Below are 25,206 nucleotides of genomic sequence, written 5' to 3'. Positions count from 1 at the left end.
GGTTTTTCGTATGGCTATTTAGTCGGCATGTGTACTTCTTTTACTACTTCATCGGCAAATACAGTTGTAATTTCTCCATTGGGAAGTTCAATGTCATACCGTGTCTGTTCGTCCAATCGTACTCCAACAACGAGCCCTCGCAGGCCATTATTCAATTCGACATACGAATCTTCCACGTATTCCATCGGTTCACACCTCCTTCCGAAGATTAAACCCTTCCTTCTTCCAATCGTTTCATTGTATGGAATATAACATAACGTTGCATACCAACTGCATGCTGCATTGCCTTGTCGGCTTCTTGCCGAAAATGCTGCTCGTCTTTTCGCTTCCAGGCGATTGCAGCCTGCAGCGAGTGATATGTCCAAGGCGTCCGGATTTCTTTAGCGAGCTCTTCAGCTGAAGGCAAGTCCTTTTTCAGAACAGCGGCCAATCCGTTGTAGTAGTTCTTGAAATCGGGAGAGGACATGGTTTGTGCGACCTCTCTTAACTTTTTTGTATCCTTTTGATAAAAGGCTAAATTAGCTTTGTAAATCTCCTGTACTTCAGCTTGCGGATAGGAGGCAATAATTCGTTTCAAGGACTGGATCACATCTTCCTTGCTTCCGTATGCCAGCGCATGCGCATAGCCAAATAACGGCTTGCTGTGATTCGAGACAATAAACCGGTCGATCATCCGGATGCTTTTAGAGCGATAGGTAATAAATATTGGATAACCAAATGATATGCCGAATGTGGCCAACAGAATGAGTACAAAGACGAGCCACAGGTTTAATTGCAATTTTAGCAGCACATAAAAGGCAATCATCATGCCGATAAAAAGAAATAATTTACCCTTCATGGGTACACCTCAGTTTTTCCCTAAGTATAGCAGATGACAGGGGAAAAGGGGGGAATCATGTATATACTGGAAAGTTAAACTGCTGGTTGTATTTACCGGAAGTACATAATATAATCGAATGATACCGGAATAATAACATTTTCATTTATTCTGAAATAATTTGTCCTTCCCAAAAATACACTTGTCGATTAGGAGGAGTATGCGATATGAAAAAGATCATCGTGACAGGAGCCCTTGGCCAAATCGGTTCCGAATTGATAGAGAAGCTTCGTTCCGAATATGGAACAGACAACGTTTTGGCAACTGATATCCGAAAACCTGAAGGGGAAACGTCTGGCCCGTTTGAATTGTTGGATGTGACGGATGGCAAGCAGATGTCGGAGCTTGCTAAAAAATTCGGGGCTGACACGATCATGCATATGGCAGCACTATTATCCGCGAAAGCCGAGGAGAATCCATTATTCGCCTGGAATTTGAATATGGGTGGATTGATGAACGCGCTGGAAGTGGCGCGGGAACTTGACATGCAGTTCTTCACACCAAGTTCAATCGGTGCATTCGGGCCATCCACGCCGAAACAAAATACACCGCAGGATTCACTTCAGCGTCCTACGACAATGTACGGAGTCAACAAAGTGGCAGGCGAGTTGCTGTGCGATTATTATTACCATAAGTTCGGAATTGACACACGCGGCGTCCGTTTCCCGGGCCTCATCTCTTACGTGGCACAGCCAGGCGGCGGAACGACCGATTATGCGGTTGATATTTATTACAAAGCGATCGAGGAAGGAAAGTACACCTCGTTTATTGCTGAGGGCACATATATGGACATGATGTATATGCCGGATGCTTTGCAGGCGATTGTCGACTTGATGGAAGCCGACCCGGCGAAATTAATCCACCGGAATGCCTTCAACGTAACGGCTATGAGCTTCGAGCCATCTCAAATTGCGGCAGCCATTCAAAAGCATATTCCGGACTTCCAAATGGCTTACGATGTAGATCCTGTGCGCCAAGGAATTGCGGATAGCTGGCCGGATCATATCGATCCTTCTGCAGCGATCGAAGAATGGGGCTTTAAAGCGAAATACGACTTGGATGCCATGACAGAAGACATGCTGGCAAAACTTAAAAAGAAATTGTCCTAATAGGAAAAACCGCGAATCAATGTTCGCGGTTTTTTCGAATTTTTATCGTCTATCCGATGGCCGGTAGCCCAGTTTGTTGGAAACTCTTTGTCCGATATCAAGGATGTGCTGAATGAGAAAGTCAAGCCGGTCCTCTGTAAGGTTGAATGATAAAGTGCCAATACTGATGGCCCCGATTACTTCTCCAAAACCGTTCATGACGGCCACCGCTATTGACGAGGTGCCTTCTGTTCTCTCCCCATGACTCACGGCATAGCCTTGCTGGCCAATTTTGATGAGTTCATCCTCGATTTTTTTCATCTCGCCTGCCGAAATCAATCCAGTTAAGATATCAGTTCGCCGGTTCACCGGCATAGCAGCCAACATGGCTTTGTTCGCCGCTCCGATATGCATCGGAATCCGGCTTCCCAGCTGGTCATAGATCCGTATCGGATTGTTTTCGCTATCAATGCGCTCGATAATAATAGCTTCTTCTCCTGAAGGCTTACTTAAGTAGACGCTTTCTTCCACTTCTCTTGCCAGGCGATCCAATTCAGGACGGATTTTATTCACATAATCCATCGTGTCGTAGACTTGAAGCCCATATTCCAGCCAGATCGTTCCAAGCCTGTAGTATTTCGTTTGCTCGTCCTGCTCGACCATGCCTTGTTTGATCATCGCTTGCAAAATGCGATGCAGTGTACTAAGTGGCAATTGACATTCCTGTGCCAGTTCGGATATCGGCAATCCGACCTCCGTTGGTTGGGACGCTAGTATTTTGGCAATCGTCATTGCCCGATCGATAGATTGCATAAAAAAGCACCGCCTAAGTAAATAGTCAGATAAAATAAATGAGTTCGAAGTGAAAATTTAATTATTTTTTTCTAAACACATTGACATTATATCATGGCGGGAATATATTTTACATATAATCTTTCCTTTCAACGGAAAGTGTTTCCACTATGCGGAAAAGGGTGAGTGAAATGAAATATTGTTCTTCTATGTTTACACCGTTACAACATGTCATTGTGAAGCATCCCAAAGAGGCATTTCGAAGTCAAACGCATTTGGCCGATGCTTGGAAAACATTTAACTATTTAGAGGAACCGAATTTTGAAGAGGCAGTGGAGGAATTTACGAATTTTATAGAAATACTCGAGCAGCATGTAGAGCGAATCGATTACTTGCCGGCTTCAGAGAAAGTGGGACTGGATTCCCTCTATGCACACGATCCGGTGAAATTCACGCCAGAAGGGGCGATCATTTTAAAATCTGGGAAATCGCTGCGGCAGCCGGAAGCGGAAGTGTATAAAGAATTTCTGCAAGAAAAGGGCATTCCCATCGTAGGTGAGTTGACGGGAGATGCAGTAGCTGACGGAGGAGATATTGTTTGGCTGGATAATCGGACACTAGCAGTCGGCCGGGGCTACCGGACAAATGACGAAGCGATTCGCCAGTTAAAAGAACTGACCGCGGATATGGTAGATGAATTCATCGTGGTGCAGCTTCCACATGATTTAGGGGAAGCGGAGTGTCTCCATTTGATGTCCTTCATCAGTATGGTCGACAAGGATTTGGCCGTTGTTCATTCCAGATTAATGCCTGTGTTTTTTAGACAGCTGTTACTCAAACGGGGCATTCAGTTAATCGAAGTACCAAAAGAAGAATATGACGTGCTCGGCTGCAATGTGCTAGCGCTGGCGCCGCGCATTTGTGTAATACCTCGTGGAAACGATTTCACGAAACGGCAATTGGAAGAAGCCGGTGCGACCGTATATGAATATAAAGGCGACGAAATCAGCGTGAAGGGGACGGGTGGACCAACATGTCTCACTTGTCCGGTTGTCAGAGGATAAGAAATCAAATCAGGGAAAAGGAGCATCTGTTTATGTTTAAAAATGTAATCGTCAAGACGCCGGGAAAGAGCTATTTGAATGGGTTAACGACTTCCGATTTAGGGACACCGGATTATGATGTGCTGCTCAAGCAGCATGAGGCTTACGTAAAAGCTTTAGAAAAATGCGGAGTGGCTGTTACTCATTTGCCGGCCAGTGAGGAATTTCCGGATTCTACGTTTGTGGAAGATACGGCGGTATTGACGCCTGATTTTGCTGTCGTATCCAATCCGGGAGCAGATTCCAGAAATCGTGAAATTGTAGAGATGGAACCGGTTCTTAGAAAGTTTTACGATAAAGTATTTCATATTGAAGCGCCAGGCACGTTGGACGGCGGTGATGTGCTTCAAGCGGAAGACTGTTTCTACATCGGCATTTCTGAACGGACAAACGAAGAGGGCGCTCGTCAATTAAAAACGATTCTTGAAGCGGAAGGATATGAAGCGACAATCATCCCGTTGAAGGAATTCTTCCACTTAAAGACAGGTATTGCGTACGTTGGGGAAAATCGCATGGTCGTAGCAGGCGAATTTATCGACCATCCAGCTTTTGATTCCTATGAAAAAATCATCATCGGGAAGGAAGATGAGTATTCTGCCAACATGATTCGTGTCAATGACTACATCATCATCCCGAAAGGTTATGAGGAGACGAAACGTAAGCTTGTGGAAGCGGGCTATGAAACGATTGAATTGGACATGTCAGAAGTCCGTAAGCATGACGGCGGTTTAAGCTGTCTGTCGCTTCGCTTCTAATTTGAATGGGAGGGGAACCGAATGTCAAACACAAGGGGAAACACCGAACCACTGGAATTGAACCGCTCGATGAAAAGCCGCCACTTGCTCATGCTATCGCTTGGCGGCGTCATCGGGACGGGGCTGTTTTTAAATGTAGGGTACACCATCAATCAGGCTGGGCCAGGCGGAGCGATCATCGGTTACCTGATCGGCGGATTGATTTTATACATGGTCATGACATGTCTTGGCGAACTGGCGGTTCATATGCCGGTAACCGGATCGTTTCAACTTTATGCAACCCGCTATATCAGTCCTTCAGTCGGTTTTTCCTTGGGCTGGATGTATTTCGTCGGTTCAGCGGCCACAGCCGGAGTAGAGTTTACCGCAGCAGGAATTCTCATGCAACATTGGTTCCCCCATATTCCCGTCTGGGTCTGGTGTGCGGCGTTCATGGTATTGCTGTTTTTCCTCAATGCCTTGACGACAAAAGGGTTTGCTGAAGCTGAATTCTGGTTTGCCGGAATCAAAGTGTTGGCTGTTATCGCGTTTATTATCATTGGAGTGGCAGCCATCTTTGGCTGGATTCCATTAGCGGATCGGCCGGTGCCTCATTTGACGAATTTGGCGCCAAGCGGACTATTTCCGGCAGGTATCGCGATCATCTTTGTGACGATGATGAATGTCATCTTCTCGTACCAAGGCTCCGAGCTGGTTGGAATCGCGGCAGGGGAAACGGATGACCCGGGAAAAAACATCCCAAGAGCCATTCGGACCATTCTGTTCCGGATTGTGATTTTTTATATCGCCTCGATCATCGTGCTGTCCGCGATATTTCCTGCGTCTGAACTTGGGCTGTTGGAGAGTCCGTTTGTTACGCTGATGAAGATTGCAGGTGTGCCGTACGCGGCGGGAATTATGAACTTCATTATCCTGACCGCCATTCTGTCTGTCGGAAATTCATGCTTATATGCATCTACCCGTTTATTATGGTCGATGGCAAATGAGGGTATGGCTCCGAAGCTTTTCGGCAAACTGACGAAAAGGAAAGTACCTTTAAACGCATTGTATTTTACAATGGCCTTCTCGCTATTGTCTTTATTGACAAGTGTTATGGAAGCGGATGCAGTATTTGTTCTCCTCATGTCGATTGCAGGCATCGCGGTGACAATTTCATGGATGGGAATTGCGACTTCACAGCTTATGTTCCGCAGACGGTATTTGAAAGCTGGAGGCAGCATAACCGATTTAGGGTTCCGCGTGCCTTTCTATCCTGCGATTCCGATCGTCTGTATAACGTTTTGTTTGTTGATTCTCGTATTCTTAGCTTTTGACCCGAGCCAGCGTATTGGCTTGTTCTATGGCGTAGGGTTTTTCATCGCTTGTATGGTATTTTACAAAGTGAAATTGCAGAAGAAGGAGCAGGAACTTACGGAAGTAAAGGCGAAGCCTGTAGAATAAAAACTATTTACGACATAAATTTTTTAAATATTTGGAACTATTATCTGCATAAAATAGGAAGAGAGGATGCATTTCAAGGGCCATCAAGGTTTGAACTGGTGTACATCCTCCTCTTCATTTTTCACATCAAATCGCACAACAAGTAGGGGAAACACGCATGGCAATAGGCAAGGCCGCTTCTTCCAGTGTACTCTTCGGAGATCCGCTGTCGCTAAAAAGCTATCTATAACAAAGTTAGGAGTTTTTGAAATGAATCAATACAAATGGAATACATCTGAAACGCTGCGGGAATTACTATGCGAGCTTGTCAGCTGGGACAGCCAAACATTGACAGATGGAGAACGGACCTTTTCGGCAAAATTGAAAATGAAGCTGGAGCAACTTCGTTACTTTCAAGAGCACCCTGAACAGTTAACATTGCATGACGCAGGACTGGGCCGCAGTACATTGACGGCGCTTTACCGGCATCCGGACGCTGTGGAGACAGTCGTGCTGATCAGTCATTTTGATACTGTCCAAACCGAAGAGTATGGTGTGTTGGAGCCGCTTGCCTACCATCCGGAGGAGTTGACCAAAAAGCTTCATGAATTCAAACATGAGCTACCCATCGCTGCACGGGTGGACCTCGAATCCGGTGATTACTTGTTTGGCCGAGGTACGATGGACATGAAAATGGGCCTTGCTCTCCACATGCAATTAATTGAAAAGGCGAGCATCGAACAGTGGCCGATTAATCTATTGCTGACAGCGGTTCCGGATGAAGAAGTGAACTCGGCAGGCATGCGTGCAGCCGTCAAGGCGCTTGTCCGCTTGCGAGATGAATATCGCCTTACGTACAAACTCTTTTTGAACAGTGAACCGTCCTTCTCGCAGGGGCCAACGGATACGAAGGAATATATCTATTCCGGTACCATCGGAAAAATCATGCCGGCTGCATTGTTTTATGGAAAGGAAACACATGTTGGCGAGCCGCTCAAAGGGATGACAGCCAATTATATTGCGTCCTTCCTGACGCAGCGGATGGAATGGAATGAAAAATTCCGTGAGACGGATCTCGGAGAAAGCACGCCGCTTCCGGTTTCATTGCAACAGAAGGATCTGAAATTCCAATACTCGACCCAGACCCCTTACCGGGCTGCGGCTCTCTATAACGTCTTTTTATTCAAACGGACAGCAGCAGACGTCATGGACGTGTTCGAGGAAGTGGCAAGAGAGGCCATGACGGCTTGCAATGAAAGCTATCAGACTATTTGTGAGCGGGAACAAGTGAAAGGCATCGGTGAAGTGAGGGTACTGCGTTATGAACAATTGCTCGCCCACGCGGAAGACAAGCTGGGTGCAGCAGAAGTGGATCGGTTGAGAGCGCAGGTACTGGCGCATGATGAATGGGATGACCGGGAGAAATCTCTACGCATCGTGGATGATCTAATGATTCAATGCCAAGAGCTTGCGCCGGCGGCCGTGCTTTTGTACGCCCCTCCATATTACCCGGCCGTCAACTCGTCCCATGACCCGTTCATCCAGGAAGCAGTTCGTCTTGTGCAGGAAACGGCCAGATCCTTCGACATTTCACTGGAGCAGATTCATTATTTCAATGGCATTTGTGACTTAAGCTATGTGAATTATGACGATACAGCGAATGGCTGGACTTCATTCGAAAGGAATACGCCTGTTTGGGGTGAGACGTATAGCATACCGTTTGAAGAGATGGGTGAATTGAAAGCACCTGTGTTAAATGTCGGGCCATTTGGAAAGGATGCACACCAGAAGACAGAACGGCTGCATGTAGAAAGTGCCTTTAAAGAAATGCCGGTTCTTCTGGAAACGCTTATACAAAAGTTGTTTTGCAAAAAGATAGATGTTGCGTAAGAACGAAAATGACAGTCCCCATATATAGAAAAATCCCCTCACTGCCACATACCGGACATGAGGGGATTCGATTTTATTAAAACAATAGATGCGCTACACCCGCAACAATCGGCAGGGCGATGAGCGTTCGCAAGACAAATATGATAATGAGGTCTAAGATGTTGATTGGAATTTTCGTTCCGAGAATCAAACCGCCGACTTCTGACATATAGATCAGCTGGACAACGGAAATGGTCGCGATCGTGAACAACGTAATTTGCGATGTAATGACACCGTCGGCCAAAATGACAGGCAAGAACATATCAGCGAATCCGACCACCATTGACTGTGCCGCATTTGCTGCTTCAGGAATGCCGAGAACGGATAAGATCGGTTCAAATGGTTTTCCAAGAATCGTGAAGACGCTCGTATATTCAGCCAGCATCAGAGCGATCGTACCGAACGCCATAACGACAGGTGCGACGCCAAGCCACATATCAAATACATTTCGCATGCCGTCCGTGAAAATTTTACCGAGATTCCGGTTTTTTGAAGCAGTGACGAGGGCGTTTTCCAAGCCATGGCTGAATACATTGTATCCTTCCGGCAGCTTTTCCTCTTCCCCTGTATATGCCCGTCCATCGATATATTCGTCCTTCTTGCCACGCAGCGGATAAATCCGCGGCATGATTAGCGCAAGGATGATCCCTGTGCCGACCACGGTTGCGTAGAATGGAAGGAAGTAGCGATCAAGTCCGACCGTATCAATAATGACGAGTGAGAAGGTAATAGAAACGACAGAGAAAGTTGTCGCGATAATCGCAGCTTCTTTTTGTGTATAATGCCCATCCTCATACTGCTTGCTCGTAAGGAGGACACCGATTGTACCGTCTCCAATCCAGGAAGCGAGGGCATCAATAGATGACCGTCCCGGCAATTGGAACAAAGGCCGCATTACTTTTACCATCATCGTGCCGAAAAACTCAAGCAGACCGAAGTTCAATAGAAGCGGCAACAGGAGGCCGGCGAATAAAAAGATGGTGAATAGGAAAGAAACAAGACCATCCGGTGCCAGCAAAAGACCGCCTGTATTTTCACTCCAAATCGCTTCAGGCCCCATTTTGAATGTGACCATGATGGCAAAGACAGCGCCCAGAACCCGAGTAATAGTCCAGAAAGGCGTTACCTTAAAAAGACTTTCTAATACGGAAGGTTTATTTCCGTCTTTTGGAATGAATAAAAAGATGGCAGAGCCAAGTGCTGCAATCACAATGATGACGGTGGCTGCCATTGGCATAGCCGGTTCTACAATGCCCGAAAGCAAATCGGCCAACTTCGCAATCGGCACTTTCCAGCCGCTTTCAAATGGCAAGGGAATCATGAATAAGATAATTCCAAGTATAGATGGAATCAAAAAGTAAAACCAAGTGGATAAGCGGAACTGATTCAACATACTCTCTCCTCTAATGTATAAATATGATATTTTTATGAATGTTTATACATGATATAGTAGATTAGTTCGAATGTAAATGGCGACGTAAAAAGTCCTACTAATCAGTCAATTGGGTGAGCCGAGTTAGCAAGTCGTTGCCGTAATACCAATATGTTATAGCCGATTCTATCTAATGGTAAACTTCAAAAATACAGTTGTTTTACAGAAATATAGAGATGGAAGCGCTTGCAAAATAAAGAAGGAAAGGAGTCGCCTGCTTCCAGACGACTTCTTTCGTTTTATTCAAAATCCTGATCCCAGCGATACGTGTAAAACCGTTCATAATGAAGCCATTTCAACGCTTCTGGATCTTGTTCAGCCAGGCGTTTTTCCATATCCTTCATCATCCAGACAGTTTGGGAGGCGTGGGCATTCATCGTTGCCAGCTTTTTCTTTGCAGCGCCTTCCACGTGGTGGATAATATCCGGCTCCCCAAGCACTTCCTTCGTATTATGGGCAAAGGCAATTGTATAAAGAGTCGGCCGTTCACTTTCCGGCATGCGCCGGATGGCCCGGACTACCGCTCTTGCCGTTGCATCATGATCGGGATGGACAGACAGGTTCGGATAGAAGGAAATGACGAGAGAAGGCTGGGTCTCGTCAATCAAATCTGCAACGAGCTTCACCATTTTTTCATCATCTTCAAATTCGACCGTTTTATCACGAAGCCCCATCATGCGCAAATCATCTAGGCCCATCGCTTCTGCCGCTTTCAACAGTTCCTTTTTCCGGATCTGAGGCAGCGTTTCCCGGTTGGCGAATGGGGGATTGCCGAAATTCCGGCCCATTTCCCCTAACGTCAAGCAGGCATAGGTGACTGGGATGCCCATTTCACGATAGGTGGAAATCGTACCGGACACGCCGAACGCTTCATCGTCCGGATGGGGAAATATTACAAGCACATGGCGTTCTTGTTTTATCATAAGAAATCCTCCTTGCATAATTATAGTAACGCGTCCGCTGTGGTCTTAATATGTAAAAGGCGTTTCGCTGATTTCTAGCGATACGGCAAGCTTGCCGTCCGGGTCCAGGCCTGCCATTAGCAGCCTTCCATGTTCATCGAGTGTATAATGCGTGATCCCTTGAGCATAAACCCATCCGTACGGCAATTTCAATCCGATCCGGTGCGGTGATTCGCCAGCCACTTTTCCAAGTTCGTATTTCACGACGACATTGCGGATAAAAGCCCCCGCATTGAAAAACCCTTCCTTGAAATGAGAGGCATAGGATCCATTGGTCGTCTCTAAATGTATATACACGTCTTTATTCGCAAAGGAATCAATCAGTTCTTGCAAATGAGCCGGTTGTACGAGTTCCATTCATACTCCTCCTACTTACATAGTCATGTATTTATTCAGTATAGCGAAACGTTTGGATGATTGCAGTATACGTGCTTGATGGGGCACGTCCTCGTTCATCTGCCTAAATCGGTTCCGTATGAATAAAAAGAGGAAGCCTCTGCGGAGAGACGGCTTCCCATCAGAATTAGATTTCTGTAGTCGTAATTTCAGGCGATCCCAAACGGTTTTTCGCGCCATGCATTACAGGACCGACATACTCATTTAACTTCCAGCCGTTCTCGATTGCCGCTGTAACAAACTTCTTCGCTTCGATCACTGCTTCTCGGACACTAATGCCATTCGCAAGGTTCGCTGTGATGGCAGCTGCAAAAGTGCAGCCTGCGCCATGATTGTAATGCGTGTCCGTCTTTTCAGCTTCCAGCAGCGTAAATGTTTGGCCGTCATAGAACAAGTCTGCCGCTTTGTCATGCTGCAATTGCTTGCCGCCTTTAATAACCACATTTCTTGCGCCAAGTGAATGTATTTTTTCGGCGACCGACTTCATTTGATCAATAGACGTCGGTGTTTTCATGCCAGCCAATTGGCCTGCTTCGAACAAGTTAGGTGTTACGATTTCCGCCTTCGGCAATAAATAGTTCACCATCGCATCGACAGTGCCTGGGTTCAATACTTCGTCTTCCCCTTTACATACCATGACCGGGTCGATGACAACATGGTTGAGCCCGGATTCGTTTATTGCCTCTCCAGCTGTCTGGATGACTTCTTCTGTGCTTAACATGCCTGTTTTAATTGCATCGACACCTGTCGAAAGGGCTGTTTTCAGTTGTGCTTTCAATACATCGATGGGCAGGGAATAGACATGATGCGCCCAATTGTTATCGGGATCCATTGTGACAACGACCGTCAAGGCGATCATGCCATAGGTTCCGTGTTCTTGAAATGTTTTCAAGTCGGCCTGAATGCCTGCGCCGCCTGATGTATCTGATCCTGCAATCGTTAATGTCTTTTTCAACGTCATAACAGAAAACCCCTTTTATGATGGTTTACGTACGTCTTTAATGGTAATCAAAATGAAGAAAAAATACAATTGTCGGAAATTGTCCCTTTCCAGGAGACTCCTGCACAGGGCATCTTTTCAGTTGTTGAATCGGAAACTTTTCGATAGGCTGAACGTACAGATTACTAGCGAAAATACGTGAAAAAGAGAGAAGTGGCGTATGGAGGAGGGCGAAGCCGGGTATGGGAAATAAGAAGAAGATTAAAGAGATGGAAAAGATACTGGAAGAGCTGAAAGCGGCGGAGGGAGAGCAGGCTGTCACAATGGAAGCAGTAACTGGCAGAAGACGGCGGACAAGCTTTTGGAGAATGGGGAAGGCTTTCTTTTCCATGTGGAGAAAATCGATACTTCTCGTTGCGGTCCTTGTTGTGCTTCTTGTCATCGCTTTGCCGTTCATTACCTTCTACTATTTAAAATCAGGCAGCACCTTCACGGAGGACAAAGGTGTCTTCTTAGAGAGAATCCAAGATTTGAATGAGATTGCGACAGCAGAATCGTATACGAAGGTCATCATCGAAAGGCAGGATAACCAGTTATTCGGCCAGAGCATCGGCGTTAATCTGCCCGGCACGAAACGCCAATTGCTCGTCGTCATTCCTGGGTCGGTGAAAGCGGGAGTGGACTTGAGCGATCTAACGGAAAAGGATATTACGATAAATGAAAAGAACAAAACGGCCACATTAGAATTGCCGCCCGCGACTTTCCTAGGCGGGGCTGAAATTTACTTCGATCAGGTTGAAATCTATTCCTATGAAGGAGTCTTCCGGGAAAAAGCCGACATTCAAGAAGGCTATGAACTCGCAGAGGAAGCAAAGAAATTGATATTGGAAGAGAGTGCAGGACAAGGGGTCTTGCAAATGGCCGAACAAAATGCAGAGAAGACGTTGAAAGAAATGTTTTCATTCGCAGGCTACGACGTAACCATCAACTTCAAGGAGTGACATGCGATGAAACAAGTGTTTAAGAATGATTGGGACGAAGTGCTGGCGGAACAGTTCCAGCAATCATATTACTTACAATTAAGAGAGTTTTTAAAAGAACAATATGCTTCAGCGCCTATTTATCCACAGATGGAGGATTTATGGACAGCTTTTCAATTGACGCCGTTTCATCAGGTGAAAGTCGTGATTTTAGGGCAAGACCCTTATCACGGCCCCGGGCAGGCGCACGGCCTCAGTTTCTCCGTAAAAGAAGACGTGAAACTGCCGCCCAGCCTTCGCAATATTTTCAAAGAATTAAAGACGGATATCGGTTGTGATATCCCGGTGCATGGCATGCTGACGGGATGGGCAGAGCAAGGCGTTCTGCTCCTCAACACGGTGCTAACGGTACGTGAAGGCGAGGCCCATTCGCATCGGGGCAAGGGATGGGAGCTCTTTACGGATGAAGTGATCCGGTTGTTGTCGGCTCGCGATGAACCGGTCGTCTTTGTGTTATGGGGAAAACCTGCTCAAGCGAAAAAGAGTTTGATTGATACAAATCGGCATGCGATCATCGAATCGCCGCATCCAAGTCCGCTTAGTGCGAGCCGCGGCTTTTTTGGCAGCCGTCCGTTTTCAAAGGTAAATGACCAACTGCAGCAATGGGGAGAGCAGCCAATTGAATGGTGCCGCACTGTGTAATTTGCTCGCCATCCGTGATACAGTGGAAAGAGAAAGAGGGAGATGAACGTGGCGGTTAACTGTTTTCATTGCCGGCATTTCTTTGTGACGTGGGATCCGCAACATCCGCGCGGCTGCAAAGCTTATGGGTTTAAGACCCGCGAACTCCCTTCCGTTGTCGTCCGCCGTTCTTCGGGGATGGAATGCATGCATTTTGCACAAAAGAAGGGAGAAGCCGGAAAATGATTTCGCATGAACAAGTGTTAGCTGAAATGGAACGCCAACTGCAACTGGCCAGAACGGCCCGGGACGAACGCGCTGTCCGTGAAGCGCTTGCTGCCATCCGCTCACTATGTGAAGTGGTGCTCGGCGCTGCCCCTTCAGTAAGGCCAGAGCGTACGGAGCTGCCAAAGGAGCCAGTCCAGCAGCAAATTATCACGCAGCCCGTTTCTTCAACGATGCCACTAGAGTGCAGGCCGTTAGAGGAAGAGGACGCGAATGGCGGGTCGCTTTTCGACTTTTGATTGCTCGTTGAGACATCTTGGTTGTACTCGGATTTCATGTCAGTCGCTCTGAATGTAAATTGTCGAAAACTTGTCATGCAATCCATAGGGTAAAACAGGTGGAAACGAGGTACGATAAGTAGAGCAGGGTGGAGCTTGGGAGATGGAATGGACGGATTTGGTCGTATTTGTTCCATTCAAGACCCTATCGGACACCCCTTGAAAGGTACTCGAATTGAAGGAGAGAAGGATACATATGCCATTTTTCATTATCGCGGGCGCAGTGAACGCTGCTCTTGCAGTCGCACTCGGGGCATTTGGTGCCCACGCATTAAAAGAAAAACTTTCGGAACATTATCTAGCCATTTGGGAAACCGCTGTGCAATATCAAATGTTCCATGCACTTGGCCTTATCGCAGTCGGAATTCTAATGAGTTCCTCCTTGCTCGGGCCTTCCACGCAGCTTAGCTGGGCAGGATACCTGCTGCTTGCAGGCATCATCATCTTCTCCGGCAGTTTGTATGCATTAAGCCTATCCGGCGTAGGCATACTTGGCGCCATTACACCAATTGGCGGCGTAGCCTTTATCATCGGCTGGGTGATGTTGATCATAGCAGCAGTGAAATTTGGGAAATGAAGTTAGGACAGCGGGACTCTATTAATGGAGTCCGCTGTTTTTTTATTTGCGTGGGGTTTTTTTATTGTGAAGGGTACTTCCGCGTACAGCAGAAACGGGCGAACCGCTCGTATATGGACTTAATCGACAAAAGTAACCAACGATCAAATCAATTTCTTGATTGGTCAAAGGCATGCAGCGCGATTTGCAGCGGGCAATGATCTGTTCATTCCCGCGTCCATCGAAAACGGGGGAACCGCTCGTATATGCTTCCGAACCGCTCGTATAATCCGAAGACAGCTCGTATCGCGTCTCGAACCACTCGTATATTTCTGGAACCGCTCGTATATATTTTCAACCACTCGTATATTCCGATGACCGCTCGTATCTCCGCTCGAACCGCTCGTATAATCCAAGAACTACTTGTATCTCATCCCGGGCCACGCGACAACTGCTCTTGCACAGCTGTTTTTGTATTATTTTTCGGAAAATAGCCACAATCTCCCTGCTGGCCATTTGATACACTATAGGAAAGGAGGCTTTTCCATGAATGCTACAAAATCCCGTTCCAAAACACCTTTATTTGCAGTTCTTCTCGTAGCCGTTGTTTTCAGCAATTATCTGGCATACCGGTTGCCGGCGATTCCGCTGCCGCAGGATACCCGGGGGATGGTGATTGGCTCGCTTGTTGATTTATCGATCGTTGCACCGCTGCTCATTTTGGCGATGACGCGGAAAAAAGGGTTTACCCTGAAACGGTTTGTTACGTTCATGGTGCTTGGCCTTGTTGCGGCCCGGTTCATCATTCCGTCCACCTACTTTGCGCCATTTGCCTTTATTCCTTACATTGCAATTGCCGGGGAGGCACTTTTTCTGTTAGCGGAGCTCGGCTTGATTTTTCTGCTGATCAAACATATTCCATCTATTTTGAGAGAGATGAAACTTCAACAAACGAGTGGCTTATTTGCATTTCCTGTCCTAGTGAAACAGAAAGTATCCGGGCATCCGCTCGTTTCCATGATGGCTGCGGAATCGCTTATGTTTTATTATGCTTTTGCATCGTGGAAGCGAAAACCGGAACTCGCTGAAAATCAGTTTACGTTGCATCAGAAAACCAGTTTAGTGGCGTTTTACATTATGCTGATTCATGCAATTGCCATTGAAACAATCGGCTTTCATTGGTGGCTGCACGAAAAATCGGTGCTCCTTGCGATAGGCTTGCTTGTCCTCAATGTCTATTCCATCGTTTATTTCCTTGCTGACATCCAAGCGGTACGGCTCAATCCGTTAACGGTTGGAGAGGATCGGCTGTATGTATCGCTTGGCCTTGGAAAACGGATGGAAATTCCGTATCAGGCTATCGAGAAGATCGAATGGGGAGCAGAAGCTGAAGCGGTTTCGTTAAAAGATAAAGATGTCATCGACTTTATCGCCAGGGATTTTGAAGAGGGGAAAGCGCATTGCGTCATTCATTTTAATGTCCCGTTGACGGCCACAATGCTTCTCGGAATGGAAAAACCATTCAGGAAAGCGGCTATACGCCTGGATGATCCGGTGACATTTCAGAGATTGCTTGAGGAAAAGATGGACTAACAAAAACACTTCCGTCATGGTTTTTATGGACGGAAGTGTTTTTGCTTATCCTAATGGATTCTGATTAAAATAGTTCAGTTCTTCATTGAACTCGGCATAATCAAAATAGATCATCGGGAACAGATAGCGTTTGTTCGTCCCGACTTCACTCAGAATGACGTGATCTCGTCCGGCTGCTTCCACTCTTCCGACAACGGCCAATGTGTTTTTGCCCGGCTCAATGGCATGCTCGAACGAGAAGTGGAAAACTCCCGGTTTGCCGCGGTTTAAACGCAAAATGTTTTCAATATAAGATTGCTCTCCCGTAGCGGGCGGCCTGTTGCTCGGCAATGTCACTTGTGGCGGAATCATCTGTTGTTGCGGGTAAGCCGGATTCCAATAATATTGGACCATGTTTCAACTTCATCCTTTCATCTTTAAATTTGAGGACAATTTTCTTCTGTTGGGGAAAAGAAGCAATGCGATTTGTACCGGCCGGTATTCGGCTGATTGTACCATTGGGCAGGGCAATCTCCGGATGGTCTGAAAAACCATAGGGAACGGGTAGCCGGATGGAAACGTTCTCCGTTGATCACGCGCCTGGCCCGCCGGAGATCTTGTTCACGAGCACGCTGGTAAAAATAACCCTTCTGCGTCGCTTCAAACCCGCCCGGCTGCTGGAACACCATTTGCTGTATCGTCCGGATATTTTGGAAATCAAGACAGTCCCCGCGCACCCGATTTACCCCGACATTGCCGACCATCAGCATACCCAAATCCCCTTCACCCTCCGCTTCGGCTCGCATTAATCGGGCTAACAGATCCACTTCCTTGTCAGTGGCTTTAACAACGGCCACAGCAAAACCCCCTCACGACTACCATATGAAGAGAGAACGCCAATCATTCATAAAAAAGATTCGGATTGTGATAGAGTAGTTGGAAAGGGGGGAGCAATATGAAAATTGAAACTATCATTCCAGATTTTATTCACAAATACGAAGCGTCCGATCCGTTTGGACGTGAAGAGCTGGAAACTTATATACAGAGCCACTCGAGTCTTTTTGAACTATATTTTCCGAATCATTGCCCAAGGACGGAAGAACGTCTGCAGCTTGCCTTGCAGCAATATCCCGCTAAATTGGATGATCTCAAGACATTCTCTGCAGACATGCCAGATGTTTTATTGAAAGCGGAACAGGATTTTGAAAAGACGTTTGGACTCGGTTTGGAATTAACATTTAAATTAATTGTCGGGACATTCGGTTCCAATGCATTCGTGACTCGAACTAAAAAGAGAACTATTTATTTCGCGGCAGAAAAGCTGTCTCCGATTAAAGAGCATCTGGAAGTAATTGCCGCCCACGAAATCGGCCATGTCACTCATTTTGCCCTCGGGACGAAAAATGGAATTGACTGGTCCAGTATTGATTGGACAAGCGGCTTAACGACTCTTTACACAGAAGGCGTGGCAACGTATCTCTCTATGAAGATGGTGCCGGGCCTTCGCGAATCCGTCTATTACACCTTTGACAATGAAGGCGATCCATGGGCCACCTGCTTCCATGAAAATAAAGCCGAAATCAAACGGCGTTTCCTCGAGGATGCCATGGCGGGATGGGATATGCCGAAGGAAAAAGAGTGGTTCCGATTGTCAGGGGGCTCCTATTTCGGTTTAAATCGCATCGGCTATTTGCTCGGAACTGCTTATGTCCAGCACCTCGTCGACCGGGTCGGTGAGGAGGACGCCTTGACCTATTGGGTCGGCCATGATGTGAAGGAAGATATATTGGAATGGCTTGGAGAGGAATGATAATGCCCAGTCTTCGAGGACACTATGATGATTAAAGAACTTCTTTCTAAGAATGAAATCCTGGAAGCTTTTCCAATTATGAAGCAGCTGCGGCCTCATTTGAATGAAAGCAGTTATGTTGAATTAGTGATGACTGCTAAAGAGAGTGACGGGTATAGGATGTTTGCTCTCTTCGACAATAATAAAATGGCTGCGGTTATCGGTTTTAAGCCGATGATTACACTTTCAAGCGGCCGGTATGTCTGGATTTGCGATTTGGTTACAGATCAAACGATACGCTCGAAAGGCAATGGAGAAAGGCTGCTGTCATTTGTGGAGGAATGGGCCAACGAAAACAAATTCGGAAGCATTTCTTTGTCTTCAGGTTTGGAACGGACGGGTGCCCATCGTTTTTATGAGGATAAAATGGACTACACCAAAGCCGGTTATGTGTATAAGAAAATTCTATAGGCATTCAGCAGAAAAAAGACCGCCCAACCGGACGGTCTTTTTGTATGAAATTAAATTTGGAAGAATGCAGCCTTTTGATCGCCATCTAAAAGAGTTCCGACGAAGAAGGAGCCGAAAACGCCATAGCGGGCACTCACTTCATCAAAACGCATTTCGTAGACAAGCTTTTTGAACTGTAGAACGTCGTCTGAGAAGAGAGTGACGCCCCATTCAAAATCATCAAATCCGACAGAGCCGGAAATGATTTGCTTCACTTTGCCTGCGTAGCCTCGGCCGATCATTCCGTGGCTGCGCATCAATTCTTTCCGCTTGTCCATGTCGAGCATATACCAGTTGTCATCGCCTTCACGCTTTTTATCCATCGGGTAGAAGCAGACGTACTGGCTGCGTGGAAGTTCTGGATACAAGCGCGAGCGAACGTATGGATTTTGATATGGATCATCGTTTGATTCGCCAGCCAAGTAGTTCGACAATTCTACAACCGATACGTAGGAATACGCCGGCACGGTGTAGTCGGCAATCGTTAGTTTATTGAATTCAGCTTCGAGCTGTTGAAGTTCATCCATCGTCGGACGCAGCATCATGAGCATGAAATCCGCTTTTTGGCCAACGACTGTGTAGAAAGCATGGCTTCCTGTCTTTTCATTGTCCGCTGTTTGCAGTTTATCTAAAAATGCCATGAATTCAGCGACCGCTTCTTGACGCTCCTCTTTCGAGATCAACTTCCAGGAAGCCCAGTCCATCGTGCGGAAATCATGTAATACATACCAACCATCGAGTGTTATTGCAGCTTCGTTCAAGTGGATTCAAACTCCTTTGCGTTTTGAATTTATTCTACCATCAGTGTAGCATATTGAACCCGTGAAAGCGGCAACAGGCGCTTCATGTCATCAATTTGACAAGAAGTAAATGACTGTTCCGAATCCCCTTGGCAGTGGTATGCTAAGAGGACAGAAGAAAAAGAAGGGTGGATGCCGGATGACAGATTTATTCAACCAGCTGCGACAACAACTGGACAACCGCGGAAAGAGGATTGTTTTGCCGGAAGGGACGGATGTCCGGGTTCTGACAGCCGCAGTGCGCTTGCAAGAGGAAGGCATTGTAAAGCCGATTCTGCTCGGAAATGAACAGCAACTACAACAAGCTGCTGCGGATGCATCTATACAGATGGACGGAATCGAGTGGATTGATCCAGAACAAGCACCATATGTCGAAGAGCTGATCGAAATGTTCGTGGAACGCCGAAAAGGAAAGGCTACCGTGGAACAGGCGAGGGAGCTGCTAAAGGACGCGAACGTCTTCGGAACGATGCTTGTCTACTCGGGCCGAGCTGACGGACTTGTCAGTGGAGCGGCGCATTCGACTGCGGATACAGTACGGCCGGCACTCCAGATCATTAAAACAAAGCCTGGCGTATCAAAGACGAGTGGTGCTTTTATTATGATAAAGGGCGAGGAGAAGCTCGTATTTGCAGATTGCGCGATCACCATTGCGCCGGCAGCTCAGGAGCTGGCGGAAATCGCTTTGGAGAGCGCGAAAACAGCGAAGGCATTCGGCATTGAGCCGAAGGTCGCGATGCTGTCATTTTCGACGAAGGGTTCCGCAGTCTCTGAAGAAACGGAGAAAGTAGTAGAGGCTGTCAAAATCGCTAAAACGCTTGATCCGCAATTAGCATTAGATGGCGAATTCCAATTTGATGCGGCTTATGTTCCGGAAGTGGCGGCGAAAAAAGCGCCGGACTCCGAGCTAAAAGGGGATGCGAACGTTTTTGTCTTCCCGTCGCTGGAGGCAGGCAATATCGGCTATAAGCTCGTTCAACGGCTGGGCGGCTATGAAGCAATTGGCCCGATTTTGCAGGGGCTGAACGCGCCGGTCAATGACTTATCCCGCGGTTGTTCTGCGGATGACGTGTACAAGCTGTCGCTGATCACAGCGGCGCAGAGCTTGTAATTTGAAAATGGAAAGAGCAGGAGACATACATGAGGTCACATGAAGAACTAACGCTTCATATGCCGAAATGGCGTTTTATGGATGAATCGTTTTCGGCGAGAGGGCGTTCGGCATTGGAATCATTCGCCGCAGATGATACGCTGTGCCACTTAGTTGGACAGCAGATGAGCAGTCCGGCCGTGCGGACGTGGGTGCATGATCATACAGTGGTTCTCGGCATCCAAGATCATCGGCTGCCTCATATCGAGGAGGCAGTCCCGTTAATTCACGAGGCGGGCTATCAGACCATCGTCCGGAATTCCGGCGGTCTTGCCGTCGTGCTGGACAGTGGGGTGCTGAACATCTCCCTTGTTTTATCGGAACAGCAAGGATCGATTGATATTCCGGAAGGCTACGAAATGATGGTAGCCTTCGTGAAAATGCTTTTCCCGGAAGCGGCAGACCGGATTGAGGCTTACGAGATCGTCGGCTCCTACTGCCCGGGCACATATGATTTAAGCATGGAAGGGCGCAAGTTCGCGGGCATCTCCCAGCGGAGATTGCGGCAAGGTGTGGCTGTTCAGGTTTATTTATGCGTGGAAGGGAGCGGTTCAAAGCGGGCCAAGCTCATCCGCACGCTGTACGAGGCTGGCCTGCAAGGGGAGGAAACAAAGTTCACCTATCCCGTTATCGAGCCGGATGTCATGGCCTCCTTATCCGAGCTTCTGGGGATAGAGCTGACTGTGAGCGATATTGTCATTCGTACGCAGCTGTTGCTGCGGGAATTGAGCGGCGATCTTCAAATGGGCGGATTCACGCCGGAGGAATTGGAGCTGTACGGATTTTATTTAAAACGAGTCGTCGAGCGCAATCAAAAAATGCTGAAGGCTTGAGATTGTCAAGCTGATAGAATAAAAAAAACCGCCGGATCAATTGTTGACCGGCGGTTCTTTTGATACGAGATTCCCGTTTTTCTCCATCGTGAAGACAGGGGCAACCCGATCTTCCGTATCTTCCAGCGTCACGAGACGGCGTGCGCGGTTCATGATTTGCACAAACTGTTCGTAGTCGTTTCGAAGGGTGGCGTTTTCACGTTGTAGCTTTTCGATTTCCTGCTCCAGCATGTGAACTTTATCATTTGCCATCTTGGCTGTATGCTTCCAACGAAGTGATTCCGAATCCCCTCCGCCGTTATGATGCAAGCGGATCAAATACGCAATGACCGTGTCCAAGGAGAGAGCCGAAAGCGGAACAGCCGCTTTTTCTTCGCCTTCCCCGTTCGTTCCTGGTGTGAAAAGCTGCTGGCTGCGTCGTTTGAAATCGGGACCGAGGACGCGCATCGCCTGTTTCCGTTCCTTTTTCGCTTCGGACAGCTCTTTCTCGTAATCTCTCCGCACGACGGCGTTCCATCTAAATCCACAAGCAGCGGCCGTTCTGTTTAGCGCATCTCCGACTTCTTCGAATGCGCTCAATTGTGTGCTGCCTTCGCGGACATGCCGCAATACCGTTTCAGCTAATAAAATATCATCTTGTTCTAACCAAGCATCTTGTCTGACCTTCACCATTTCCATGCCTCCTGCCAAATTCATAGTCTTTCTAACCTAAGGTCAGTGTGTACAACACGGAATACTTTTATTCATTCAAACTCCAACACTTCATGAAAAACATTTGATTCAACCTGTTGTCGATAGTCTGTCCCAAATCACTACATTTGCCATCTTCCGTTAGCAGGACTTTTTGATATACTTAAGAAAATGGATGGACGGAGGTGCGGGAGATGGAATACAAAAACGAAAAGCTTTTGGAAGAGAAAGTTTTCAAAGATCCGGTCCACCGGTATATCCATGTGCGGGACCAAGTGATCTGGGACGTCATCGGCACAAGAGAATTCCAGCGGCTTCGCCGTATCCGGCAGCTTGGGACAACCTATCTCGTCTTTCACGGAGCGGAGCACAGCCGTTTCCAACATTCACTCGGTGTCTACGAAATAGTAAGACGCATCATCGACGACGGATTCAGCGGCCGAGCCGAATGGAACGATGAAGAACGTCTCGTTACGCTTTGTGCTGCACTCCTTCACGATTTGGGCCATGGTCCTTTTTCGCATGCGTTCGAAAAGGTGTTCAGCTTAGATCATGAGCAATTCACGCAGCGGATTTTAGTTGGCGATACGGAAGTAAACGCCGTGCTGCGAAAAGTGTCTCCTGATTTCCCGCAAAAAGTGGCCGATGTCATCGGCAAGACATACCCGGACAAGCTTGTCGTCAGCATGATCTCCAGCCAAATCGATGCGGACCGAATGGATTACCTCCAGCGGGATGCCTACTACACCGGCGTTTCCTACGGACATTTCGATATGGAACGAATCTTGCGCGTCATGCGGCCTGCAGAAGAACAGGTCGTCATCAAGTTTAGCGGCATGCATGCGGTGGAAGATTATATAATGAGCCGATACCAAATGTATTGGCAAGTGTATTTTCACCCGGTTTCGCGTAGTGCCGAAGTCATACTGATGAAAATCTTGCATCGGGCGAGACAGCTGCACAACAGCGGATACCAATTCACCTATGACCCTGTTCATTTCCGCTCTTTTTTCAATCAAACTTTTCAACTGGAAGACTACATATCACTGGATGAAAGTGTCTTATTAGCGTATTTCCAATGGTGGCGCAAAGAGAAAGATGCCATATTGGCAGACTTATGCGACCGTTTTATTAATCGGCGGCTGTTTCAATACGCTGAATTCGATCCGGCGAAGGAATACCGGAAGATCGGCAAGCTGGAGCAACTGTTTAAAGATGCCGGCTTGGATCCGGAATATTACCTCGTTGCCGACTCTTCCTCTGATTTGCCATACGACTTTTACCGTCCTGGCGAAGAGAACGAACGCGTTCCGATCTACTTGCAGATGCCAGGCGGCGAATTGCGGGAGCTGTCCCGATCCTCGGACATCGTGGACGCCATATCAGGCAAACGCCGCACCGACCATAAAATTTATTTCCCCGAAGATTTATTGCTCGAAAAGAAAGACGAAATACCGCTTTACGCGGACATGCTCAAAATGTTGAAAGAATGAGAGAGGAGTGGGCAACTTGTTGCAAGAACATGCCAGAATTGTACAGTTCATTTCACTGGCGCAAGAAGTGAGCGGTCGAAAAAAACTGCAGAAAATGGTATACATCGCAAAAAAAATGAACTTTGCATTCGTTGAAAAATATGAGTTACATATGTATGGACCGTACTCGGAGGAATTGACGCTGCGCGTAGAAGAACTGTGCGCCATGGGATTCCTGTCCGAACAATGCACTGACAAAGGATCCTACGTCCAATATCACTACAATGTCACAGAAGAAGGGGAACGCTTCCTCGAAACAGCCGAAACGCCCCATGAAATGCTCAGCATCTGCATCGGCAAGTTGAACGGAAAAAGCTCCCGTTTTCTGGAACTCGTTTCGACCCTTCTTTACTTCGACCATCTGTCGAAAGAAGAGCAAGTGGCCAAAGTACATATCGTCAAAAGCAAACTCAACTTCACAGAAGACGAAATGTCCGCAGCCTTCGAATTCATCGAAGAACTGCAGCAATGCACAACCATCCCAGCCGGCTAATTTGCCGGCTTTTTGTATGGCTTGAAGAGGGGAGTGTAATCGTCTGAGTGTGAAGAACCAAGTTCAATGTGGCAATAAACCCGGGTTCCTCCGGCAAACTACCGTTTTTGGTGGGTACGCAAACAGCTTGAGCCTATGGTGTTCGGCTGACTATTGGTATAAGAAGAAGTAACACGACAAATCCATCTGAATTGTAGTCAATCGGTGATCAATTTGGTTTAGTCGGTGATAGAAGTGGTTTACCCGGCGATAGAATAGATTCAGGCGGTGATAGAACTCGTTTACCTGGTGATAGAATGGATTTAGGCGGTGATGAGGATTATTATTGGCTGAAGGGGCTGGAATTAGGGGAGCTAACCGATAAACTCCCTCCTGTAGGCACTCCCCTTAGAAAGTTAATATCCGCAACCACAACAACACCGACAAATACCTAAACGTCTCCGTATTTCATTCCAAATAAAAAACCGGCATAGGCCGGTGGACTGTACAACTTATTCTGCGTCGCTCAAACGCTTTCCAGCGACGGCGTAATGGTTTTTGGACATCTCTTCGATGAACACGACAACGTTTTCGACGGGAGCCCCTGTTGTTTCGGAGACAACTGCTGTCACTTTTTCGCAGAGTGCACGTTTTTGTTCTTCTGTGCGGCCTTCGATCATTTTTACGGTTACGTATGGCATACCATTTCCCCCTTCCTGCGATAATTCGGTATAGTGTATATAATAACAGAGTAGGAGAGGATATAAAAATGGCGAATGAAGAGAAACCTAAACAAAAATTGGGATTCACCATTATAAAGAATGATCCGACAGACGGCCATAAGGGCTTTGGCATCGGATCGTTGTCACTTGAAAATATTTCGCCGGTCATTGTGGATATCGAGGCGGAAGAAGCCCGCATCGAGATAGGGGCGATGCATGCCCGCAGTGAGACGGAGCGCGGCGTGAAATTTACGACGAATCGGGAAGACTCAGAGGGCGGAAAGCCGTATTGGCTCGTTTGGGTGACGATCGATTTTAAGGAAGACGGTCCATACTATGCGGGCGTGACCGCCTGTGAAATGGTCGTTAATAAGGAAAAACGGCGCGGTTACAAAATTCTGGCCGATCATGTGAATAAAATGGATAAATCGATGAAGCGGCAAATCATTGTGGATGAGATGGATGAGAAGTCGAAGCGAATCCTTGCCGATTTCCTGCAATCCCATAACCCGGAGATGTGGGAACGGAGCGAGCCGAAACTGCGGATTGACCTGGGTTCAGAGTCGCCGCATTTATGAACAAAATGTGACATTTCCTTAAGACCATTGCATCCGAGGTTGAATGTAAACGAGAAAGGAAGTACACTAAAAATACAGCTTGCCA

General features: G+C 47.2%; 31 protein-coding genes. 18 read left to right on the top strand and 13 right to left on the bottom strand.

The window, feature by feature from the left end; translation table 11 throughout:
* Window positions 1-14 precede the first annotated feature (14 nt).
* Together ACSW3C_RS10020 and ACSW3C_RS10015 are read right to left on the bottom strand one after the other, a co-directional pair.
* Window positions 15-185 carry a hypothetical protein gene (locus tag ACSW3C_RS10020; RefSeq protein WP_486562392.1) on the bottom strand — a complete coding sequence of 57 codons (171 nt, stop codon included), beginning with the start codon at window positions 183-185 and terminating at the stop codon, window positions 15-17.
* A 23-nt stretch (window positions 186-208) separates the two neighbouring features.
* Window positions 209-838 (bottom strand): hypothetical protein, encoded by a 630-nt coding sequence (locus ACSW3C_RS10015; RefSeq protein WP_486562391.1) that lies wholly within the window; start codon window positions 836-838, stop codon window positions 209-211.
* A gap of 206 nt (window positions 839-1,044) precedes the next feature.
* Here ACSW3C_RS10015 and ACSW3C_RS10010 point away from each other — a divergent pair, with 206 nt between their 5' ends.
* The gene (locus ACSW3C_RS10010; RefSeq protein WP_486562390.1) at window positions 1,045-1,986 is read left to right on the top strand and encodes an L-threonine 3-dehydrogenase; all 942 of its coding nucleotides are present in this window, start codon (window positions 1,045-1,047) and stop codon (window positions 1,984-1,986) included.
* Window positions 1,987-2,028: 42 nt separating this feature from the next.
* Here ACSW3C_RS10010 and ACSW3C_RS10005 read toward each other — a convergent pair whose 3' ends face one another.
* The gene (locus ACSW3C_RS10005) at window positions 2,029-2,778 is read right to left on the bottom strand and encodes an IclR family transcriptional regulator (protein WP_486562389.1); all 750 of its coding nucleotides are present in this window, start codon (window positions 2,776-2,778) and stop codon (window positions 2,029-2,031) included.
* Between the two features lie 170 nt (window positions 2,779-2,948).
* Here ACSW3C_RS10005 and ACSW3C_RS10000 point away from each other — a divergent pair, with 170 nt between their 5' ends.
* The 4 genes from ACSW3C_RS10000 (at window position 2,949) to ACSW3C_RS09985 (ending at window position 7,924) form a co-directional block, all read left to right on the top strand.
* Window positions 2,949-3,821, top strand: coding sequence for a dimethylarginine dimethylaminohydrolase family protein (locus ACSW3C_RS10000; RefSeq protein WP_486562387.1), 873 nt, complete (start codon window positions 2,949-2,951; stop codon window positions 3,819-3,821).
* Between the two features lie 32 nt (window positions 3,822-3,853).
* Complete coding sequence (locus tag ACSW3C_RS09995; protein WP_486562385.1) at window positions 3,854-4,615, top strand: dimethylarginine dimethylaminohydrolase family protein; 762 nt, start codon at window positions 3,854-3,856, stop codon at window positions 4,613-4,615.
* Window positions 4,616-4,636: 21 nt separating this feature from the next.
* The gene (locus ACSW3C_RS09990; protein ID WP_238079510.1) at window positions 4,637-6,055 is read left to right on the top strand and encodes an amino acid permease; all 1,419 of its coding nucleotides are present in this window, start codon (window positions 4,637-4,639) and stop codon (window positions 6,053-6,055) included.
* A 249-nt stretch (window positions 6,056-6,304) separates the two neighbouring features.
* Window positions 6,305-7,924 carry a M20/M25/M40 family metallo-hydrolase gene (locus ACSW3C_RS09985; protein WP_486562383.1) on the top strand — a complete coding sequence of 540 codons (1,620 nt, stop codon included), beginning with the start codon at window positions 6,305-6,307 and terminating at the stop codon, window positions 7,922-7,924.
* 76 nt (window positions 7,925-8,000) lie between these two features.
* On the opposite strand, the gene ACSW3C_RS09980 is transcribed toward ACSW3C_RS09985, so the two are convergent.
* From ACSW3C_RS09980 to thiD, 4 genes are all read right to left on the bottom strand, one after another.
* Window positions 8,001-9,353, bottom strand: coding sequence for a YjiH family protein (locus ACSW3C_RS09980; RefSeq protein WP_486562382.1), 1,353 nt, complete (start codon window positions 9,351-9,353; stop codon window positions 8,001-8,003).
* 281 nt (window positions 9,354-9,634) lie between these two features.
* Complete coding sequence (gene bshB2, locus ACSW3C_RS09975; RefSeq protein WP_486562550.1) at window positions 9,635-10,315, bottom strand: bacillithiol biosynthesis deacetylase BshB2; 681 nt, start codon at window positions 10,313-10,315, stop codon at window positions 9,635-9,637.
* Between the two features lie 48 nt (window positions 10,316-10,363).
* The gene (locus tag ACSW3C_RS09970) at window positions 10,364-10,714 is read right to left on the bottom strand and encodes a YojF family protein (RefSeq protein ID WP_248514100.1); all 351 of its coding nucleotides are present in this window, start codon (window positions 10,712-10,714) and stop codon (window positions 10,364-10,366) included.
* 166 nt (window positions 10,715-10,880) lie between these two features.
* Window positions 10,881-11,714, bottom strand: a complete 834-nt coding sequence (gene thiD, locus ACSW3C_RS09965) for a bifunctional hydroxymethylpyrimidine kinase/phosphomethylpyrimidine kinase (protein WP_486562381.1) — start codon at window positions 11,712-11,714, stop codon at window positions 10,881-10,883.
* A gap of 221 nt (window positions 11,715-11,935) precedes the next feature.
* Between thiD and ACSW3C_RS09960 the strand changes: the two genes are divergently transcribed.
* From ACSW3C_RS09960 to ACSW3C_RS09940, 5 genes are all read left to right on the top strand, one after another.
* Window positions 11,936-12,694 carry a DUF4230 domain-containing protein gene (locus ACSW3C_RS09960; RefSeq protein ID WP_486562380.1) on the top strand — a complete coding sequence of 253 codons (759 nt, stop codon included), beginning with the start codon at window positions 11,936-11,938 and terminating at the stop codon, window positions 12,692-12,694.
* Window positions 12,695-12,700: 6 nt separating this feature from the next.
* The gene (locus ACSW3C_RS09955) at window positions 12,701-13,375 is read left to right on the top strand and encodes a uracil-DNA glycosylase (protein ID WP_486562379.1); all 675 of its coding nucleotides are present in this window, start codon (window positions 12,701-12,703) and stop codon (window positions 13,373-13,375) included.
* A 48-nt stretch (window positions 13,376-13,423) separates the two neighbouring features.
* Window positions 13,424-13,600, top strand: a complete 177-nt coding sequence (locus tag ACSW3C_RS09950) for a uracil-DNA glycosylase (RefSeq protein WP_486562378.1) — start codon at window positions 13,424-13,426, stop codon at window positions 13,598-13,600.
* Complete coding sequence (locus ACSW3C_RS09945; RefSeq protein ID WP_486562377.1) at window positions 13,597-13,878, top strand: YwdI family protein; 282 nt, start codon at window positions 13,597-13,599, stop codon at window positions 13,876-13,878. The genes ACSW3C_RS09950 and ACSW3C_RS09945 overlap by 4 nt, the downstream gene beginning before the upstream one ends.
* A 235-nt stretch (window positions 13,879-14,113) precedes the next feature.
* Entirely contained in the window at window positions 14,114-14,494 is a 381-nt protein-coding gene (locus ACSW3C_RS09940) for a DUF423 domain-containing protein (protein WP_486562376.1), read from the top strand.
* Window positions 14,495-14,658: 164 nt separating this feature from the next.
* On the opposite strand, the gene ACSW3C_RS09935 is transcribed toward ACSW3C_RS09940, so the two are convergent.
* A complete protein-coding gene (locus ACSW3C_RS09935; protein ID WP_486562375.1) occupies window positions 14,659-14,889 on the bottom strand; it encodes a hypothetical protein in 231 nt (76 codons plus the stop codon).
* Between the two features lie 130 nt (window positions 14,890-15,019).
* Between ACSW3C_RS09935 and ACSW3C_RS09930 the strand changes: the two genes are divergently transcribed.
* Complete coding sequence (locus tag ACSW3C_RS09930; RefSeq protein ID WP_486562374.1) at window positions 15,020-16,066, top strand: beta-carotene 15,15'-monooxygenase; 1,047 nt, start codon at window positions 15,020-15,022, stop codon at window positions 16,064-16,066.
* Window positions 16,067-16,111: 45 nt separating this feature from the next.
* Here ACSW3C_RS09930 and ACSW3C_RS09925 read toward each other — a convergent pair whose 3' ends face one another.
* Together ACSW3C_RS09925 and ACSW3C_RS09920 are read right to left on the bottom strand one after the other, a co-directional pair.
* Entirely contained in the window at window positions 16,112-16,459 is a 348-nt protein-coding gene (locus tag ACSW3C_RS09925; RefSeq protein ID WP_248514109.1) for a spore coat protein GerQ, read from the bottom strand.
* 23 nt (window positions 16,460-16,482) lie between these two features.
* Window positions 16,483-16,902, bottom strand: a complete 420-nt coding sequence (locus ACSW3C_RS09920; protein ID WP_486562373.1) for a cell wall hydrolase — start codon at window positions 16,900-16,902, stop codon at window positions 16,483-16,485.
* Between the two features lie 98 nt (window positions 16,903-17,000).
* Here ACSW3C_RS09920 and ACSW3C_RS09915 point away from each other — a divergent pair, with 98 nt between their 5' ends.
* Both ACSW3C_RS09915 and ACSW3C_RS09910 read left to right on the top strand, forming a co-directional pair.
* Entirely contained in the window at window positions 17,001-17,855 is an 855-nt protein-coding gene (locus ACSW3C_RS09915; RefSeq protein WP_486562372.1) for an aminopeptidase, read from the top strand.
* 24 nt (window positions 17,856-17,879) lie between these two features.
* Entirely contained in the window at window positions 17,880-18,305 is a 426-nt protein-coding gene (locus ACSW3C_RS09910) for a GNAT family N-acetyltransferase (RefSeq protein ID WP_486562371.1), read from the top strand.
* Between the two features lie 50 nt (window positions 18,306-18,355).
* On the opposite strand, the gene hemQ is transcribed toward ACSW3C_RS09910, so the two are convergent.
* Window positions 18,356-19,105 carry a hydrogen peroxide-dependent heme synthase gene (hemQ, locus tag ACSW3C_RS09905; protein WP_238079491.1) on the bottom strand — a complete coding sequence of 250 codons (750 nt, stop codon included), beginning with the start codon at window positions 19,103-19,105 and terminating at the stop codon, window positions 18,356-18,358.
* Window positions 19,106-19,283: 178 nt separating this feature from the next.
* On the opposite strand from hemQ, the gene pta reads away from it, so the two are divergent.
* Window positions 19,284-20,255, top strand: coding sequence for a phosphate acetyltransferase (gene pta / locus ACSW3C_RS09900; RefSeq protein WP_486562370.1), 972 nt, complete (start codon window positions 19,284-19,286; stop codon window positions 20,253-20,255).
* A gap of 29 nt (window positions 20,256-20,284) precedes the next feature.
* Window positions 20,285-21,127 (top strand): octanoyl-[GcvH]:protein N-octanoyltransferase, encoded by an 843-nt coding sequence (gene lipL, locus ACSW3C_RS09895; protein ID WP_486562369.1) that lies wholly within the window; start codon window positions 20,285-20,287, stop codon window positions 21,125-21,127.
* A 36-nt stretch (window positions 21,128-21,163) separates the two neighbouring features.
* On the opposite strand, the gene ACSW3C_RS09890 is transcribed toward lipL, so the two are convergent.
* The gene (locus ACSW3C_RS09890; RefSeq protein WP_486562368.1) at window positions 21,164-21,799 is read right to left on the bottom strand and encodes an RsfA family transcriptional regulator; all 636 of its coding nucleotides are present in this window, start codon (window positions 21,797-21,799) and stop codon (window positions 21,164-21,166) included.
* Window positions 21,800-22,011: 212 nt separating this feature from the next.
* Here ACSW3C_RS09890 and ACSW3C_RS09885 point away from each other — a divergent pair, with 212 nt between their 5' ends.
* Together ACSW3C_RS09885 and ACSW3C_RS09880 are read left to right on the top strand one after the other, a co-directional pair.
* Window positions 22,012-23,310 carry an HD domain-containing protein gene (locus ACSW3C_RS09885; RefSeq protein WP_486562367.1) on the top strand — a complete coding sequence of 433 codons (1,299 nt, stop codon included), beginning with the start codon at window positions 22,012-22,014 and terminating at the stop codon, window positions 23,308-23,310.
* A 16-nt stretch (window positions 23,311-23,326) separates the two neighbouring features.
* On the top strand, window positions 23,327-23,842 hold the full coding sequence (locus ACSW3C_RS09880; RefSeq protein WP_486562366.1) for a YwgA family protein: 516 nt from the start codon (window positions 23,327-23,329) through the stop codon (window positions 23,840-23,842).
* A 491-nt stretch (window positions 23,843-24,333) separates the two neighbouring features.
* Here ACSW3C_RS09880 and ACSW3C_RS09875 read toward each other — a convergent pair whose 3' ends face one another.
* Window positions 24,334-24,522, bottom strand: a complete 189-nt coding sequence (locus tag ACSW3C_RS09875) for a 2-hydroxymuconate tautomerase (protein ID WP_207960143.1) — start codon at window positions 24,520-24,522, stop codon at window positions 24,334-24,336.
* Between the two features lie 68 nt (window positions 24,523-24,590).
* On the opposite strand from ACSW3C_RS09875, the gene ACSW3C_RS09870 reads away from it, so the two are divergent.
* The gene (locus ACSW3C_RS09870) at window positions 24,591-25,121 is read left to right on the top strand and encodes a YwhD family protein (RefSeq protein ID WP_486562365.1); all 531 of its coding nucleotides are present in this window, start codon (window positions 24,591-24,593) and stop codon (window positions 25,119-25,121) included.
* The last annotated feature ends 85 nt before the right edge of the window (window positions 25,122-25,206 follow it).

This window comes from Sporosarcina sp. AD_1 (assembly GCF_057373025.1).
Note: the sequence above shows the minus strand (reverse complement) of the source record. Positions and strands in the feature narration are given on the sequence as shown.